General features: G+C 69.6%; 20 protein-coding genes. 11 read left to right on the top strand and 9 right to left on the bottom strand.

What is annotated here, in order from left to right; all coding sequences use genetic code 11:
- Positions 1-78 precede the first annotated feature (78 nt).
- Positions 79-600 carry a phosphatase PAP2 family protein gene (locus tag test1122_RS10810; RefSeq protein ID WP_232268958.1) on the bottom strand — a complete coding sequence of 174 codons (522 nt, stop codon included), beginning with the start codon at positions 598-600 and terminating at the stop codon, positions 79-81.
- A gap of 862 nt (positions 601-1,462) precedes the next feature.
- On the opposite strand from test1122_RS10810, the gene test1122_RS10805 reads away from it, so the two are divergent.
- From test1122_RS10805 to test1122_RS10790, 4 genes are all read left to right on the top strand, one after another.
- Complete coding sequence (locus test1122_RS10805) at positions 1,463-2,707, top strand: MFS transporter (RefSeq protein WP_232268957.1); 1,245 nt, start codon at positions 1,463-1,465, stop codon at positions 2,705-2,707.
- 89 nt (positions 2,708-2,796) lie between these two features.
- Positions 2,797-3,702, top strand: coding sequence for a 5'/3'-nucleotidase SurE (surE, locus tag test1122_RS10800; protein ID WP_232268956.1), 906 nt, complete (start codon positions 2,797-2,799; stop codon positions 3,700-3,702).
- Positions 3,703-3,803: 101 nt separating this feature from the next.
- Entirely contained in the window at positions 3,804-4,055 is a 252-nt protein-coding gene (locus test1122_RS10795) for a hypothetical protein (RefSeq protein ID WP_232268955.1), read from the top strand.
- Positions 4,056-4,432: 377 nt separating this feature from the next.
- Positions 4,433-4,573, top strand: a complete 141-nt coding sequence (locus tag test1122_RS10790; RefSeq protein WP_232268954.1) for a hypothetical protein — start codon at positions 4,433-4,435, stop codon at positions 4,571-4,573.
- Positions 4,574-4,735: 162 nt separating this feature from the next.
- Here test1122_RS10790 and test1122_RS10785 read toward each other — a convergent pair whose 3' ends face one another.
- A complete protein-coding gene (locus test1122_RS10785) occupies positions 4,736-5,299 on the bottom strand; it encodes a heme-binding beta-barrel domain-containing protein (RefSeq protein WP_232268953.1) in 564 nt (187 codons plus the stop codon).
- A gap of 296 nt (positions 5,300-5,595) precedes the next feature.
- Here test1122_RS10785 and test1122_RS10780 point away from each other — a divergent pair, with 296 nt between their 5' ends.
- Positions 5,596-5,967, top strand: a complete 372-nt coding sequence (locus tag test1122_RS10780) for a DsrE family protein (protein WP_232268952.1) — start codon at positions 5,596-5,598, stop codon at positions 5,965-5,967.
- 81 nt (positions 5,968-6,048) lie between these two features.
- Here the strand turns inward: test1122_RS10780 and test1122_RS10775 are convergent, their stop codons facing one another.
- From test1122_RS10775 to test1122_RS10755, 6 genes are all read right to left on the bottom strand, one after another.
- Positions 6,049-6,336: a DUF1416 domain-containing protein gene (locus test1122_RS10775; RefSeq protein WP_232268951.1), complete on the bottom strand. Its 288-nt coding sequence runs from the start codon at positions 6,334-6,336 to the stop codon at positions 6,049-6,051.
- Positions 6,337-6,367: 31 nt separating this feature from the next.
- A complete protein-coding gene (locus tag test1122_RS10770; RefSeq protein WP_232268950.1) occupies positions 6,368-7,204 on the bottom strand; it encodes a sulfurtransferase in 837 nt (278 codons plus the stop codon).
- Between the two features lie 139 nt (positions 7,205-7,343).
- Positions 7,344-7,427: a putative leader peptide gene (locus test1122_RS26800; RefSeq protein WP_422397068.1), complete on the bottom strand. Its 84-nt coding sequence runs from the start codon at positions 7,425-7,427 to the stop codon at positions 7,344-7,346.
- Between the two features lie 184 nt (positions 7,428-7,611).
- Positions 7,612-8,313, bottom strand: coding sequence for an LmeA family phospholipid-binding protein (locus test1122_RS10765; protein ID WP_232268949.1), 702 nt, complete (start codon positions 8,311-8,313; stop codon positions 7,612-7,614).
- Positions 8,314-8,374: 61 nt separating this feature from the next.
- A complete protein-coding gene (locus tag test1122_RS10760; RefSeq protein ID WP_422396962.1) occupies positions 8,375-9,271 on the bottom strand; it encodes a hypothetical protein in 897 nt (298 codons plus the stop codon).
- A complete protein-coding gene (locus test1122_RS10755) occupies positions 9,268-9,537 on the bottom strand; it encodes a MoaD/ThiS family protein (RefSeq protein ID WP_232268948.1) in 270 nt (89 codons plus the stop codon). Before test1122_RS10755 ends, test1122_RS10760 begins: the two co-directional genes overlap by 4 nt.
- 283 nt (positions 9,538-9,820) lie before the next feature.
- Here test1122_RS10755 and test1122_RS10750 point away from each other — a divergent pair, with 283 nt between their 5' ends.
- From test1122_RS10750 to test1122_RS10725, 6 genes are all read left to right on the top strand, one after another.
- The gene (locus test1122_RS10750) at positions 9,821-10,621 is read left to right on the top strand and encodes a response regulator transcription factor (RefSeq protein WP_232268947.1); all 801 of its coding nucleotides are present in this window, start codon (positions 9,821-9,823) and stop codon (positions 10,619-10,621) included.
- Positions 10,622-10,645: 24 nt separating this feature from the next.
- Positions 10,646-11,668 (top strand): LacI family DNA-binding transcriptional regulator, encoded by a 1,023-nt coding sequence (locus test1122_RS10745; protein WP_232268946.1) that lies wholly within the window; start codon positions 10,646-10,648, stop codon positions 11,666-11,668.
- A gap of 613 nt (positions 11,669-12,281) precedes the next feature.
- Positions 12,282-13,166: a S1C family serine protease gene (locus test1122_RS10740; RefSeq protein WP_232268945.1), complete on the top strand. Its 885-nt coding sequence runs from the start codon at positions 12,282-12,284 to the stop codon at positions 13,164-13,166.
- 16 nt (positions 13,167-13,182) lie between these two features.
- Positions 13,183-13,875, top strand: coding sequence for a response regulator transcription factor (locus test1122_RS10735; protein WP_232268944.1), 693 nt, complete (start codon positions 13,183-13,185; stop codon positions 13,873-13,875).
- Positions 13,876-13,913: 38 nt separating this feature from the next.
- Positions 13,914-15,305 carry a sensor histidine kinase gene (locus tag test1122_RS10730; protein WP_232271858.1) on the top strand — a complete coding sequence of 464 codons (1,392 nt, stop codon included), beginning with the start codon at positions 13,914-13,916 and terminating at the stop codon, positions 15,303-15,305.
- 3 nt (positions 15,306-15,308) lie between these two features.
- Positions 15,309-16,153 (top strand): IS5 family transposase gene (locus test1122_RS10725; protein WP_422396910.1). Its coding sequence is split into 2 segments (ribosomal slippage): positions 15,309-15,639 and positions 15,639-16,153, totalling 846 coding nucleotides; the frame shifts between segments, so codons are not numbered across the junction.
- 15 nt (positions 16,154-16,168) lie between these two features.
- Here the strand turns inward: test1122_RS10725 and soxR are convergent.
- Entirely contained in the window at positions 16,169-16,621 is a 453-nt protein-coding gene (gene soxR / locus test1122_RS10720; RefSeq protein ID WP_232268943.1) for a redox-sensitive transcriptional activator SoxR, read from the bottom strand.
- Positions 16,622-16,635 lie beyond the last annotated feature (14 nt).

Genomic DNA, 16,635 nt, shown 5'->3' with positions numbered 1-16,635 from the left:
AGAGTATTCTTTATTTCTTGCGATCGTCAATAAAGAACTATACCGCTCTCCCTGGAGTGATCCGGCCCCGCTGTGCGGTCAGTCAAACAGGCGGCCGGCCGCCGCCCGCACCGCCTCCCGCTCCAGGAGCGGAGCGAAGGCGAGCCACAGCAGCAGTGCGGACCCGGCCCCGGCGGCCACCGCCGCGACGGTGTCGCTCAGCCACTGGGTGTGGAGCCATGTGCGGCTCCACATCATCGCGGCGACGAACACGGCGGCGAAGAGCCACCACCAGCGCCGCGCGACGGGAGGGAACAGCACCACCCCGACCGCGACCACGAGGGTGGTCGTCATGAAGACCTGCCCCGAGGGAAAGGAGCCTTGGTTTACCAGGACCCAGGGCTGTGGCGGTCGTGCGCGGTCGACGATCTGCTTCATCGGCAGAACCACGAGTATGTTCGCGAGGACGCTGGTGGTGAACACGAACACCGCGGACCTCCACCGCCCGTAGACGCTGAGACAGCCCGCCAGGGCAAGGGGGGCGATCAGGCCCAGGGGTCCTCCTATCCCGTCCAGGACATGGGCCAGGTCGGTTGCCGCGTCATGGCGCGATCCGCTCATCCACCCCATCCAGCGGTCATCGAGATCCTGAAAGAACGGCTGTCCATCGCCTCGGAGCGTGAGCCCGACCGCTATGGCGGTCAGCAGGAGCACGGATCCGGTCGCGAGCGCTCCGCGCGGCGGAGCGGCCGGGGCGGGGTGGCGAGGGGGTGCGGACGGTCGCGGCGGCGGGTCTGCGACGGGATTCGTGTTGAGCATGGCTGGCCTTTCGTGACGTCCCGGAACGGCAGGACTCGGAGAGCGGGGCGAGGGAGAGGCGCCTGTGCGGCCCGGCTCTTGGCGGCAGGTGAACCGGTCGGCGGGCTGCGCACGGCAGGGGGCGACGATTCCCGCAGCTGGGCGCGGGCGCTTCGGGGCGGTGTGCGGTACGGGCGCTGAAATGAGGCGGCGCCCAGGTCCGATGCGGCCACGCGGGGCGTCTTGCAGCGTGGTGTGTCGCCGCAGGCGCAGTTTCACGCCGAGCATGGCGCATTTGTGTCCACCGGCACAAGAGCGATACGTGCGTCGTCACCGCCAAAGCGCTACATCGCCTGCCAACCCGTCCGGACAAGGTGCTCCCATCAGTCCTCGGGCGTGGTTACACGTGATGTGGAGAGGCGCGCTCTGGTCATCACGATCACCTCATGGCGAGCCCTTACCTCTAGCGGACAGCCGTGATGGGTGCTACACAAGGGTCTACGCACGCTATTAACACGTGTAACTCATGAAGTCTGGACGATATCCAGACGTCTCGCCGCCGCAGATCGATTCTGCGGCCCCCTCTCCACCTTCCCCACCTCCGCTCCGTCCCCCGAGGACTTCACATGCCCTTCCCCACCCACCGTCGCGCGGTGAGCGCGGCCCGCATATTCCGGCGGTAGACATGACCACCGACAAACTGACCGAACCGCCGGCGCACGCTACGGCGACAGGCTCGCGCCAGCGCGGACTCATGTTCCTGCTGCTGGTGGCCAACTCATCGATGCTGGCGGTCTACATGGGCATCGGCGCGGTCCTGCTGCCCACGCAGATCGCGTCGATCGATCCCGCGAACAAGGTCGTCCTTCTCGGCGTGGTGGGCGGGGTGAGCGCGGTCTTCGCGACCGCGTTCAACCCGATCGCCGGCGCCCTGTCAGACCGGACCGGCCGACGAAACCCCTGGATCCTGGGCGGCGCCCTTGCCTCGCTGGGCGGGCTGGCGTTTCTCGGGAATGTGCACACCGTACTGCTGGTGGGCATCGGATGGTGCCTGGTGCAGGCGACGATGAACGTCTACCAGGCCGCGGTCACCGCGGTGGTGCCCGACCGGATCCCGCCGGCCCGCCGCGGCACCGCCTCCGCGCTGGTCGGGCTGGCGCTGCCGATCGGCGGCACCGTCGGAGTGCTGATTGCCTCGCAGACGGCAGGGGACCTGCGCACGGGCTACCTCGTCTTCGGCGCCGTGGTCGTCGGCGCGGCCCTCCTGATGGCCACCTTCTGCCGCGATCTGCCCCGGCGTGCGCCCGCACCGGCCGTGTCCCGGCGCGAACAGATCGCCGCTTTCCTGTCGGCACTGTCCCATCATGACTTCCGATGGGCGTTCATCGGCCGGGCGCTGATGGTCCTCGGCTACTTCTCCGTCACCGGCTACCAACTGTTCATCCTGGACGACCACATCGCGCTGCCCGCCGGCCTGCAGCCGGCCCAGGCGATCGCGATTCTGACCCCGGTGACGATGGCCACGATGGCCCTGTCGACCGTGGTCGGCGGGCTGCTGTCAGACCGCTTGGGCCGGCGCAAGGTGTTCGTCGGCGTCTCGGCCGCACTCGCTGGGCTCGTCACACTGGTCCCCGTGATCAGTCCCACCTGGCCCGGGATGATCGTTTTCATGGCGCTCAACGGCCTGGCCTTCGGCTGCTTCATGGCGGTGGACACCGCCCTGGTCACCCTTGTCCTGCCCAAGGCCGAGAATGCCGCACGCGACATGGGCGTGGTCAACATCGCCAACGCCGGCCCGCAGATCGTCGCTCCATTCGTCGCCTCCGCGGTCGTGACCACTCTGGGCGGGTACACCCCGCTGTTCCTGGTCGGCGGCACCCTGGCGCTGCTGGGTGCGCTGGCCATCCTCCCGATCCGCAGCGTGCGCTGACCTGTCCTCCTCCTCAGCCCCGGCGGGCACGCGTCGAGGGTCGTGCGCCCGCCGGTTCCACCCTTTCCGCCGTTCTCGAAGGAGTAATTGTGAGACGCAAACGCGTCCTGTCGCTGGCCGCCCTGGTGCTGTGTACGCCCACCCTTGCCGGGACGGCCCCCGCGGCCGCCTCCCCGCAGGCCGCGCCGGCCAGCCCGCTGCGGATCCTGCTCACCAACGACGACGGATACGATGCACCCGGCATCCAGACCATGTTCCGGCATCTGACCGCCGCTGGACACAACGTCACCATCGTCGCCCCCCTGACCGACCAGAGCGGCACGGGAACGAAGATCACAAACGCCCCCACGATGACGGTCAAGCACCCCGAGCCTCACATATGGGCCGTGGACGGCACTCCCGGCGACTCAGTGGCCTTCGGCTTCTCCGCGGTATTCACCGACCAGGCGCCCGACTTGGTGATCTCCGGCGCCAACTTCGGACTCAACGTCGCCGGTCTGGCCACCCACTCCGGGACGGTCGGCGGCGCCGTGGCCGCCCTGGAATACGGCGTGCCCACGATCGCGGTCAGCACCGGCCCCCTCTCCGCCCCGGAACTCGAACCCACTCTGGCCGCCATGAAGCCCACCAGCGACTACACGGTCAAGCTCATCGACCGGCTGCGGTCCCGGGCGAAGTCCGGCCCCCTGCTGCCCGAGGGCACGGGCCTGAACGTCAACCACCCCGTCATCGGCGCCGATGGCACCGGCACCGCACGCGGAACCTCCCTCACCACCCAGGACCCCCAGCCCGTCATCCGGCCACACTTCACCCACGCTGGCGACGACACCTGGAAGGTGACCACCAATGTGGCCATGCGACCCGCCCAGAAGGGTGGCGATCTGGAAGCGCTGATCGCCGACAAGGTGTCCCTCACGCCGATCGCCCCCAATTGGAACACCGGCCCCGCCGACTTCGGTAAGACCGCCGCACTCCTCAGGGGCCTGCGGCCCTGACAGGCCGCGCGACGGTCGGCACACCCGCCGCGTGACCGCGGCGGCACCCGCACTCGCGCATGACAACACCGCATCGCGGCGGGCTCGCACCATCCACATCGATGCCGTCTGCCACGCGCCGTTCTTTCCACATGATCGAGTCGGCTCGTGCCTACAGCTTGCAGGGCGAGCAGGTTGCCGTGGTGCATCTGCTGAAGAAAGCGCTGGAGATCTCGCCGGAAACCGCGCGGTTCAACCTGTTCGCCCGCGGGACGGTCGCGGAGCTCGCAGAGTCGGACAACGCGGCGATTCGCGATGACGTGCTCTACCTCAGGAACAAGCTGGGCGTGCCAACCGCCGCGTCAGGGGTATGACTTGTACCCCTTTACAAGGGGGTAGGACTTCTACCTGTCGCCCGCGTCCATCGGCCATACCGTCAGTCGTCATCCAACGTGGTCAACTGAGTCGCCTCAGCCGCAGGCTCCCGCCCGCCGGAGCGTCGTCCAGCCGTGGAACCCGCCGTACTTCCCTGTCGGCCGTTCTGGACGGCCGAAGCATTCGGAACCTATTGATGGCGACGCGACCGTCCTCGTTCGCCCCTTTCTCGTTGCGCACGAGCGGGCGGAGCGGCAGGCCGCGCTGGCGGATGGCTGCGATGTGGGGCCTGGTTCGCGGGCGTGGCAGCCCGGTGAGCTCTGCGCCGCTGCCCCGGTTCTGTGACCGCTGTCAGCGGTCCACCCTGAGTCCAGTCGTGGTGCGGGAGATCCACGCGGGCACCGGGCCCGGCTACACCGTGTGGGCCTGCCGAGCCTGTGCCCCGCACTATCCGCCCGTCCCCGATGTCCTCGACCTTCTGGACGCGGCGGAGCGGCGCCGTAAGGAGGGTCGGTGATGAGCGGCGAGGCGCTGGAACGCTCGCGGTGGGGGCGGTGGCTGGACCATGCTGCCGCCTGTCAGCGCTGCCGGACTGCCGGGCAGTGTCCCCATGGGCGCGCCCTCTGGCAGGCGTGGAGGGCTGCCCGTGCGGTTGCCCGTGCGGCGGAGGGGAGGCGTGTTACTTGAAGAAGGCGATGCCGTCGTCGGGGAGGTCGGTCAGGTCCTTTGCCCACTCGCTGGGGTCGACGACCTTCTTCAGGTGGGCCGACATATAGGGGCGGAGGGGGACCTCGGGGGTGGACTTTTCGCCGACCCACATCAGGTCGCCCTTGACGTAGCCGTAGAGCCGCTTGCCGCCGCTGTACTCGCCTGCCGAGGAGACGCGGGCGATGGCGTCCGTGGCGAGATCGATCTGCGGCTTCTGGTCGGCCAGCTCGCCGTACCAGACCTCCACGATGCCCTGATCGCGGACCATCACGGTCTCGACCTTGCGGTTCTTGTCGATACGCCAGTAGCCGGACTCGGTCTCCAGCGGGCGGACCTTCTTGCCCTCGCTGTCGAGCTCCCAGCTGTGTGAGACGTACTCCAGGAAGTCCCGGCCGTCATGGCTGAAGGTGACTTCCTGGCCGAAGTTGCACTTCTGCGAGTCGGGGAAGTCCGCGACACCCGCACCGGCCCAGTTGCCGAGGAGGAAGGCGAGGGGGACGAGGTCCGGGTGCAGGTCGGACGGGATCTCGATCATGGGAGCTCAGACGATCTGTAGTGGTGGGGGCTGGGTCAGCGCTGGCCCTGGTAGAGCTTCTTCACGGTCAGGCCCGCGAACGCCGCGGTGCCGACGGCGACCAGGACCATCAGGGTGATGAAGAATGCCTCAAGCACGGGGCGCTCCTTAGCGCAGATTCGATGTGTGGACCGCTGGAGAGTCTAGTCGCCCCCGGAGGGGGCGGCGCTGTGAGGTCCGCCGCCCCCGTCTGTGCGCCTTGTGGGCCGTGGCGATCACAATCGGGTTTCGGTGCGGGCCCGCACTACTGTGGGCGTATGGCTGACAGCGCGAAGAAGCTTGTGATCAAGGTGACGGCGGGGGCGGATGCCCCGGAGCGGTGCTCCCAGGCGTTCACGGTGGCGGCGGTGGCGGCCGCGAGCGGGGTGGAGGTGTCGCTCTGGCTCACCGGGGAGTCGGCGTGGTTCGCGCTGCCGGGGAAGGCGGCGGAGTTTGAGCTGCCGCACGCGGCGCCGCTGCCGGAGCTGATCGAGGGGATCCAGGCGGGCGGGCGGATCACCCTGTGCACCCAGTGCGCGGCGCGCCGGGAGATCGAGGAGAAGGATGTGCTCGAGGGCGTGCGTATCGCGGGGGCGCAGGTGTTTCTGAGCGAGGCCATGGCGGACGGCGCTCAGGCGCTCGTGTACTGAGCGGGTCCGAAAAGCGCGGAGGGCCGCACCCCCTGGCGTCCAACCCGTGGGGTGCGGCCCTCCGGCCGTATGCGTTTCCGCCTATACGGCGATGGCGATCTCGGCCAGGCCGCCCTGCTGGGCGACGACCGTGCGGTCCGCTGTGCCGCCCGGGACGAGGGCACGGACGGTCCAGGTGCCCTCGGCCGCGTAGAAGCGGAACTGGCCGGTCGCAGAGGTCGGCACCTCGGCGGTGAACTCGCCGGTGGAGTCCAGGAGGCGGACGTAGCCGGTGACGGGCTCGCCGTCGCGGGTCACGCTGCCCTGGATGGTGGTCTCACCGGGCTTGATGGTGGAGGCGTCGGGGCCGCCTGCCTGTGCTCCGCACATGAGGGGATTTCCTTTCGGGTAGGTCAGGCGGTCAGTTGGAGCCGAGCTCGATCGGGACGCCTACGAGGGAGCCGTACTCGGTCCAGGAGCCGTCGTAGTTCTTGACGTTCTGCTGACCCAGCAGCTCGTGCAGGACGAACCAGGTGTGGGCGGAGCGCTCGCCGATGCGGCAGTAGGCGATGGTGTCCTTGCCGAGGTCGACGCCCTCCTCCTCGTAGAGATCCTTGAGGTCGTCGTCCGACTTGAAGGTGCCGTCGTCGTTGGCCGACTTGGACCAGGGGATGTTGCGGGCGGTCGGCACATGGCCGGGGCGCTGCGACTGCTCCTGCGGGAGGTGCGCCGGGGCGAGCAGCTTGCCGCTGAACTCGTCGGGGGAGCGGACGTCGACCAGGTTCTGGTCGCCGATCGCCTTGACGACGTCGTCGCGGAAGGCGCGGATGGAGGTGTCCTGCGGCTTGGCCTTGTACTCGGTGGCCGGGCGGGACGGGATCTCGGCGACCAGGTCGCGGGAGTCGAGCTCCCACTTCTTGCGGCCGCCGTCCAGGAGCTTGACGTCCTGGTGGCCGTAGAGCTTGAAGTACCAGTAGGCGTACGCCGCGAACCAGTTGTTGTTGCCGCCGTAGAGGACGACGGTGTCGTCGTTGGCGATGCCCTTGGCGGAGAGCAGCTTCTCGAAGCCCTCTTGGTCCACGAAGTCGCGGCGGACCGGGTCCTGGAGGTCCTGCTTCCAGTCAATGCGGATGGCGTTCTTGATGTGGTTCTTGTCGTATGCCGAGGTGTCTTCGTCTACCTCGACGATGACCACCTTCGGGTCATCGATACGGGCCTGGACCCAGTCGGCGTCCACCAGGACGTCACTGCGGCTCATGGAATCTCCTCCGGAGCGGATGCGGTGGGTGGGGGTGTGTGCGGATGCGCGTGGTCGCACACACAGCGCTGTGCGGCGCGGAAAGGTGGGATGAGGCGGCTGTGAGTTCAGCGCGCGCAATGCGCCTGGCGGCCAGCCGTTAGACGGCGGGGCGACAGAGCATGGCGGAGACGCGGCACAGATCGACTGCCCGTCGCTTCGTGAGATCCGCCTGTCGCTTCATACCGACGATCGTAAGGAGGGGGCGGGGTGTGTGTCACCGGCGTTCCGAATGGCGAGACGAGATCGTCTGGCATGTGGGATGCGAGGGGAGGCGGCGCGGATGTGTCAGGGGGTGGTGGGGGCGTGGCACGGTGGTGGCGTTGACCCGGCGGACTGGGCGTCTCGGATCGTGGGACATACGTCTCTTAGCTGGTGACCTTGACGTTCGTACCCGAGAAGCGCACGTTTACGCCATCCCTGGTCGGCTCGATCCCCTCAAGCCTGACACCCTCGGGCAGACCCTCGATCTTCCGGGTGTAGTCGATCTTGTCCCGTACCAGGTCCTCCAGGCCCGGAATCTCGGCACCTGGGATGACGTCGGCACGCAGCCGGATCGTGTCGCCCTTCTCCACGCTGACCGTGCTGGTGGTGGAATGCTCAAGGGTGCGACCGAACAGCTCCACCCCTACGGTGACCTTCACCTTGCCCTTGCCCGCCTGGGTCTTGCCGCCGTAGCTGACCCGGACGCCTTCATCGGCGGCGTCCGAGAGGTCCGGGTAGGAGAGGCGCGCGGTGCCGGTGGCCCGGTCGGCGACGGCGGTGGAGAAGTTGTCCGAGAGCCGGACGTCCTTGGCGTGGATATCGAACTCCGACACCCGGATGCTGCGTTCGCCGTTGTCGGCGGTCACCCCGGTGAGCTCCACGTCGACCGAGTTCAGCTTCTTGACCGCGACCTGGGTGAGAAAGGGGAAGCCGTGGATGGAGACCGACACATCCCTGGCGTTCTGCGAGGACTTGATCTCGTCGGCGATCTTGTCCTCGGTGAGCTTCGCCCCGAGCCGGTCGGCGCCGATGAGCAGTCCGCCCAGCACGAGCAGGACGATCAACGTGATACGGAGCGCTCGCATGGGTTCCGGGTCCCCTCTGGGTTGACGCTCCGTAATCCTATCGTGATCTATCGGCGTACGCTCAGCCGAGCGCGCGTCCGAGTACGTACACGGCCGGGGCGGCGACGGCGAGCGGCAGGGCGACCCCCGCGGTCATATGGACGAAGCGGGACGGGAAGTCATAGCTGGCGACCCGGAGACCGAGCAGGGCACAGCCGCCGGTGGCCAGCCCCAGGAGCGCGCCGGAGGTGCCCAGGCCCGTGAGCTGGCCTGCGGTGATGCCCGCGCCGGTGGCGGCCAGCAGGGCGATGGCGGCGGAGACGAACGACGGCAGCGGCAGTGCGCGGGCGAGGGCGGCCACGGCGACGGCGGCCACGCCGGTGATCACCGCGTCGGTGGTGACGGCGGCGGCCGCCAGATAGGCAGCGGCGAGCACCGTGAGGACCGTAGAGCCAACGGCGGCGGTGAGCGCGTACAGCCGCTCGTCGGGGGAGCTGTGGTTGCGGAGCTGGAGGACGAGGATCAGCAGCACCCAGATGCCGAGCGAGCCGAGAACCGCGGTGGCGGCGTGCGCGCGGCTGGCGGTCAGCAGGGCGATATCAGCGGTGACGCCCGCGAGGAAGGCGAGGGCGATGCCCTGCCGGGCGGGCCACATGCCGTTCAGCCGGTACCAGCCCGCGGCGGTGACCGCCTGAAGCAGGACGACAGCCACGGTGAGTGCGAGGCGGTCCAGCGGTGCGGTGAGCGCGAGCAGGGCGGCGAGTACGGCGGTGACGGCGGCGGGCTGGAGGCCGGGCGCGATGATCGGGCTGCCGGCACGGGCCGCCGGAGCGGCGGGCTTGCGGCGGCGGCCGGTGCCCGCGCCTGGCTGGGGCGGCAGGTAGGCCGTATCGGGGCTGTTGGTGCTGCTGGTGGGGGCGGGTGGTGGCTGTGGCCGGCGGTGGCCGTAGGGGTCGTACGGGCTGCTGGGATACGTCACCGGGATCCTCCTGCGAACGGCGGGAGCACCTCGACCGTGCCGCCCTCGGTCAGCCGGACCGCGTCATGCGGGCGGGTGCCGACCGGGTCGCCGTCCACCAGGAAGGAGCACCGCAGCAGGACTCGCGCGAAGTCCGGCCGTTCGGTGTGCCGCGCACGGGCGGTGTCGAGCGCTTCGGCGAGCGTAGCGGCTTCATAGCTCTCCTCCGCGACGCCGGCCGCGGCCTTGGCCGCGGCCCAGTAGCGGATGGTCCCTTGTGCGGGCATTGATGTCTCCCAGCCGTGTGATGTGGCCCCACCATGATGGCCCGTCGAGGCACCGCTGCATCGCCGGGTGCGCCCTGCTCCGCGCTTCTGTGCGCCCCCTGTGCGGCTCATATCCGCAGGGCGTGACCCATCTCGCTCTGCCCCTTGGTACCCGAGTGGGCTATCCTGCTCGGTAAGAAGGATCCGGGCAGCGTCGCCTCCGGGTCCTTTTGTGCTTTCAGGCCGCCGTACGAAGCAGTGCCGCCATTCGTCCTCGATGGGACCGAGGAAGGAACTCACCGTCATGAGCTCGCTACTCCTCCTGACCAACGCCCTCCAGCCTTCGACCGAGGTGCTGCCCGCGCTGGGGCTCCTCCTGCACAACGTCCGGGTCGCCCCGGCCGAGGGGCCGGCGCTCGTCGACACCCCGGGCGCCGATGTCATCCTCATCGACGGTCGCCGCGACCTGCCCCAGGTGCGCTCACTCTGCCAGCTGCTGCGCTCCACCGGGCCTGGCTGCCCACTGGTGCTGATTGTGACCGAGGGCGGGCTCGCCGCCGTCACCGCGGACTGGGGGGTGGACGACGTCATGCTCGACACCGCCGGCCCGGCGGAGGTCGAGGCCCGGCTGCGGCTCGCCATGGGGCGGCAGCAGATCTCGGTCGACGACAGCCCGATGGAGATCCGCAACGGTGATCTGTCCGTGGACGAGGCCACCTACAGCGCCAAGCTCAAGGGCCGGGTGCTGGATCTGACCTTCAAGGAGTTCGAGCTGCTGAAGTATCTGGCCCAGCACCCGGGCCGGGTCTTCACCCGGGCCCAGCTGCTCCAGGAGGTCTGGGGCTATGACTACTTCGGCGGCACCCGGACGGTGGATGTGCACGTACGGCGGCTCCGGGCCAAGCTCGGCCCGGAGCATGAGTCGCTGATCGGCACCGTCCGTAATGTCGGTTACCGCTTCGTCACCCCGGAGAAGCCCGAGAAGTCCGCTGAGGCCAAGAAGGCGAAAGCCGAGGCCAAGGCGGTGACCGAGGCGGCCGAACGGCTCGCGCAGGATGCGGTCGAGGGCGTACGGCCCGACGCCTCACGCCCCGCGAAGAGGTGACGCATCCCGCGTAGACTGCCCGGCGTGGCCAAGGTGACGCGGGACGATGTGGCAAGGCTGGCGGGTACCTCGACCGCGGTAGTCAGCTATGTGATCAACAACGGCCCCAGGCCGGTGGCACCGGCGACCCGGGATCGAGTGCTCGCCGCGATCAAGGAGCTGGGGTACCGGCCGGACCGAGTGGCGCAGGCGATGGCCTCACGTCGCACCGACCTGATAGGCATGATCGTTCCGGATGCCCGGCAGCCCTTCTTCGGCGAGATGGCGCACGCGGTGGAGCAGGCCGCCGCCGAGCGCGGAAAAATGGTGCTCGTCGGAAACTCCGACTACATCGACGAGCGCGAGGTGCACTATCTGCGCGCCTTCCTCGGCATGCGGGTCGCGGGACTGATCCTGGTCAGCCAGGGCCCCAGCGAGCACGCCGCCGCGGAGATCGACGCCTGGGACGCCCGGGTGGTGCTGCTGCACCGGCGGCCCGACGCGATTGACGATGTCGCCGTCGTGACGGATGACGTGGGCGGCGCGCAGCTCGCCACCCGGCATCTGCTGGAACACGGCCATGAGTACGTCGCGTGCCTCGGTGGCGTGGAGTCGACGCCGGTCATCGGCGACCCGGTCACCGACCACGTCGAGGGCTGGCGGCGCGCCATGCGGGAAGCCGGGCGGTCGACAGAGGGGCGGCTGTTCCAGGCCCCGTACAACCGCTATGACGCCTACCGGGTCGCCCTTGACCTGCTCGCCGGTCCACAGCGGCCCCCGGCGATCGTCTGCGCGACGGATGACCAGGCGATCGGTGTGCTGCGGGCGGCCCGCGAGCTACGGGTGGATGTGCCCGGTGAGCTGGCGGTGGCCGGTTTTGACGATGTGAAGGAAGCGGCGCTCACCGATCCACCGCTGACCACGGTCGCCTCGGACCGGTCGGCGATGGCGCGGGCGGCGGTGGATCTTGTCCTGGACGATGGGCTGCGGGCCGTCAACTCGCGGCGCGAGCGGCTGCGGCAGTTTCCGTCGGCGCTGGTGGTACGGCGGTCCTGCGGCTGCGGGTGAGCAGGCTGCGGGTGAGCAGGCTGCTGCCCGGCCTTACGTTGCTGGCTTTCCCGCCGTGGGTGGTTTATGCCCGCCCGCCCACCCGTTGAGGCGTGACGTTGCGTCGCCCCGCCTTCTGCCGGTGGGTGGGTCGGGGGTGGTCCGGGGTGGGCCGTTCCGGACCCATGATTTACGGCCCGACGCGCGGTTACGTTGAGTTGGCCGGTGGGGTGTGTGTCGGCCCACAAATCACGGGCAAGCGTCCGGAACAACCCACCCCTCCCCACCCCCTCACACCCGTTGTGGGCACTCGCGCCGTCGCGTGGTGTGGGCACTCGGCCCACACCAGTGTTGTGGGCACTCGCAGCCCCGCGAGGGGCTGTGGGTGGGCACAACACCCGGCCACCGGCCCGCACTCGCCCAACCCCGGGCCCCGGGGTGAAGCCCCGCCACGCGGTGGAGCCGCATATCGGTACAGCTGGGAAGGGGCGGGATACGGGGGAACCCACCCACGGCACCCCGCAGCCGGGGTGAAGTCCCGCCGCGCGGCGGAGCCGCATGTCGTATCGGGGAAACCACTCAGCTCTTAGCCGGGTCTCAGGGAATTCTCATCCGGGCGACCGACAGTCGTGGCATGAGCGAATACAGCACTTATCCGCAGGAGCCGCGCAAGGCGCGTAAGCCGGTCGCGTTGCTCGCCGCCGTCGCCATCGCGGCCGCCGCCGTCGGCGGTGGGACCGCCACGCTCGTGGGGCAGGCCTGGGGCGGCGGCGCCCCGGGCAGCGGGACCTCGGCGGTGGCCGGGGCCACCGGGACCAACGTCAGCACCGGCGGCACCGTAGCCGACGTGGCCAAGGCGGTCAGTCCCAGCGTGGTGGAGGTCAAGACCGGTTCCGCTACCGGATCCGGGGTGGTGATCTCCAAGGACGGCGAGATACTGACCAACAACCACGTCGTCGCCGGAGCCAGCCAGATCCAGGTGAGGTTCAGCGATGGCAAGACCGCGAACGCGGCCATCGTGGGGACGGACGCCGATCTGGATATGGCGCTGATCAAGGTGGCCGGGGCGGGCGACCTGACGCCCGCGACGCTCGGTGACTCGGACTCCGTGCAGGTGGGCGACCAGGTTGTCGCTATCGGCTCACCCGAGGGGCTGACCGGCTCGGTCACCAGCGGCATCGTCTCGGCCAAGGACCGCGATGTGACCGTCAAGAAGGAGCAGGACCCACGCGAGCGGCGGAACGACCGCTGGCCGTTTGAGTTCGGCGGTGGCCAGTACAACGGCGAGGTGGGCTCGCAGACGACCACGTACCAGGCCATCCAGACCGATGCCTCTCTGAACCCCGGCAACTCCGGTGGTGCGCTGGTGAATATGAAGGGTGAGGTCATCGGGATCAACTCCGCGATGGTCGGCTCCTCGTCCGGCCCCCAGGGGGATGCGGGAAGCGTCGGTCTGGGCTTCGCGATCCCGGTCAATGATGTGCGGGGGATCCTGGATGACCTGCGTGCCGGAGGCTGATGGCACACTCACGGGCATGAGTGTGCTGATCGTCGACGATGAGCCCGCGGTACGGGACGCGCTGCGGCGCAGCCTTGGTTTCGAGGGATACGAGACCGAGGTCGCCGTCGATGGAGTGGACGCGCTGGCGAAGGTGGCCGTCCAGCCGCCCGAGCTGATCGTGCTCGATGTGCAGATGCCCCGGATGGACGGCCTCACCGCCGCCCGGCGGCTGCGGGCGCAGGGCGTGACCGTGCCCATCCTCATGCTGACCGCCCGGGATACGGTCGGCGACCGGGTCACCGGGCTGGACGCGGGCGCGGACGACTACCTCGTCAAGCCCTTTGAACTGGATGAGCTGCTGGCCCGGGTCCGGGCACTGCTGCGGCGCAGCTCCTACGCCCAGCGGACGGGGGAGGCGGGCTCGGATGTGCTGTCCTTCGCGGATCTGCGGATGGACCTCGCCACCCGCGAGGTGACCAGGGGCGGGCGCCCGGTGGAGCTGACCCGCACCGAGTACACCTTGCTGGAGCTGTTGCTGGCGCATCCACGGCAGGTGCTGACCCGGGAGCAGATCCTCAAGGCGGTATGGGGCTTTGACTTTGAGCCGTCGTCCAACTCGCTGGATGTGTATGTGATGTATCTGCGCCGCAAGACCGAGGCGGGTGGCGAGCCGCGCTTGGTGCAGACGGTGCGGGGCGTCGGCTATGTGCTGAGGGGCGAGGCGTGACGCTGCCGCTGCGGGCGCGGCTGGCGCTGCTGACGGCGATGGCCGTCGCCGTGGCGGTGGCGGCGTGCGCGGCCGCCGCGTGGTTCCTGGTACGTGGGCAGCTGCTTGACTCGCTGGATGAAGCACTGCGCAAGAACCGGGTGCCCACGGCCGTGGTGCTCCAGCAGATCGACGCCGGGCGGTGCACCGCCGTGCCCTCGGCGGAACGGGCGGCCAGCCCCAACCCCTTTGAGTCGACGGTGCAGATCGTCGACCGCAACGGCAGAAGCTGCATCATCTACGGCCAGCAGCCGCTGGCGGTGAGCACGGACGATGTGGCGGTGGCCCTGGGGCACCGGGAGGAGGCGGTGCACGATGTCCGGGCGGCCGACGGCGTGACCTACCGGGCGCTGACCCGGCGGCTGGAGGACACCGACGCCGCGGTGACGGTGGCCCGGCCGCTGAGTGAGGTCAATGAATCGCTGAGCACCCTGGCGCTGGTGCTCGGCCTGGTGGCTGCGGCGGGCGTGCTGGGCGCGGCGGGCGCCGGGGTGGCGCTCGCCCGGGCGGGGCTGCGGCCGGTGGACCGGCTGGCGCAGGCCGTGGAGCACCTCGCCCGCACGGAGGACCTGGCGGTCCGTATTCAGGCTGAGGGTGATGATGAGATCGCTCGGCTGTCGCGCTCGTTCAATGCCATGACGGCGGCGCTTGCCTCCTCCAGGGAGCTGCAGCAGCAGCTGATCGCGGATGCCGGGCATGAGCTGCGCACTCCGCTGACCTCGATGCGGATGAACATCGATCTGCTGGTACGCAGCGACGAGACCGGGCGCGCACTGCCTCCGGACGAGCGCCGGGAGCTGCTGGCCTCGGTGAAGTCGCAGCTGGCGGAGCTGGCGGCGCTGATCGGGGACTTGCAGGAGCTGTCCCGCCCGGACGCGGCGCCCGCGCAGGGGCCGCTGGAGGTGACAGGGCTGCATGAGGCCACCGAGCGGGCGGTGGCGCGGGCCCGGCTGCGTGGCACCGGCATCGCGATCACGACGGAGCTGGCCCCCTGGTACGTACGGGCCGAACCGGCGGCGCTGGAGCGCGCCGTGGTGAATCTGCTGGACAACGCGGTGAAGTTCAGCCCGGCGGGCGGGACGGTCGAGGTCACCCTGGCGGCGGGCACGCTGCGGATTCGCGACCATGGTCCCGGCATCCCCGCTGCCGAACTCCCGTATGTCTTCGACCGCTTCTGGCGCTCACCCGCCGCGCGGAGCCTGCCCGGTTCGGGCCTGGGCCTGTCGATCGTGGCCCGTACGGTGCGGCGGGCGGGCGGCCAGGTGGAGCTGCGTCCGGCGACGGGCGGCGGCACCGAGGCCGTACTCAGCCTTCCCGGCGCGCCCACGCCGCCGCCGGAGCTCCCGGAGAGCACTAGGCCGTTTCCTTCGGATCATCTGATCGTTGGTTGATGTGTGTCGTTGACTGATGCCCAGTGGGCACGGATCGAGCCGTTGTTGCCGGACCGGACTCCGAAGCGGGGCGGACGGTGGCGTGATCACCGCCAGGTGATCGACGCGATCGCGTTCAAGTACCGCACCGGGACACCGTGGATGGACCTGCCCGAGCACTTCGGGTCGTGGAAGGGCGCCCACAACCGCCTGCGGAAGTGGGCCGCCGACGGCACCTGGGAGAAGGTCTTCACCGCCCTGCTCGCCCAGGCCGACGCCGAAGGCGACCTCGACTGGGTCGTCGCGGTCGACTCCACCATCGTCCGAGCCCACCAGCACGCCGCCGGGGCCCGTCAAAAGGGGCCCCGGCCGGCGAGCCGGACGACCATGCCCTCGGACGCTCCCGCGGCGGACTGACCACCAAGATCCACCTCGCCGCGGACAGCCACTGCCGGCCCCTGGCCTTCGTCATCACGCCTGGCCAGGCAGGTGACGCACCCGCATTCCCCGAGGTCATGGCCCGCTTACGGGTGCCCCGGCCAATCGGCCGGCCCAGGATCACGCCGGACGTGATCCTGGCCGACAAGGCCTACTCGTCCCGCGCGATCCGGACCCATCTCCGTCGGCGCGGGATCCGGGCCGTGATCCCGCAGCCCGCCGACCAGGCCGCCAACCGCAAACGCCGCGGCAGCCGCGGCGGCAGACCACCAGCCTTCGACCGCGACGCCTACAAGCGGCGCAACACGGTCGAGCGCTGCATCAACAGACTCAAGCAGTGGCGCGGCCTGGCCACCCGCTACGACAAGACCGCCACCATCTACCTCGCCGGACTCCACCTCGCCGCCATCTTCATCTGGTCAGCGAGGTGATCCAAAAGAAACGGCCTAGGCGTTGAGGCGGAGCGGGCCGGGGCCGTGTTCGGCGGCGACATCCTGGGGGTTGGCCAGGGCGCAGCGGTCGAGGGAGAGACAGCCGCAGCCGATGCAGTCGGTGAGATGGTCGCGGAGTTCTTCCAGGTGTTTGATACGGCTGTTGAGGTCCGAGCGCCAGCACTCCGAGACACGCGCCCAGTCCTCCCGGGTGGGGGTGCGGTTCTCCGGGAGCAGGGCCAGTACCGCGCGGATGTCCTCCAGCGAGATACCCACCCGCTGGGAGGCCCGGATGAAGGCTACGCGGCGGAGCGTGTCCCGGGGGAAGCGGCGCTGATTGCCGGAGGTGCGGCGGCTGTGAATGAGCTCGTTGCGTTCGTAGAAACGGAGCGCGGAGGTGGCGACGCCGCTGCGCTCGGCCAGTTCACCGATGGTGAGCTCATGGGTCTTCCAGGAGACAGGTGGCATGTGCGCCACACTAG

This window comes from Streptomyces gobiensis, assembly GCF_021216675.1.
GTDB classification, from domain to species: domain Bacteria; phylum Actinomycetota; class Actinomycetes; order Streptomycetales; family Streptomycetaceae; genus Streptomyces; species Streptomyces gobiensis.
The sequence above is the reverse complement of the archived record's forward strand: the minus strand, read 5'-3'. Positions and strand labels throughout refer to the sequence as shown.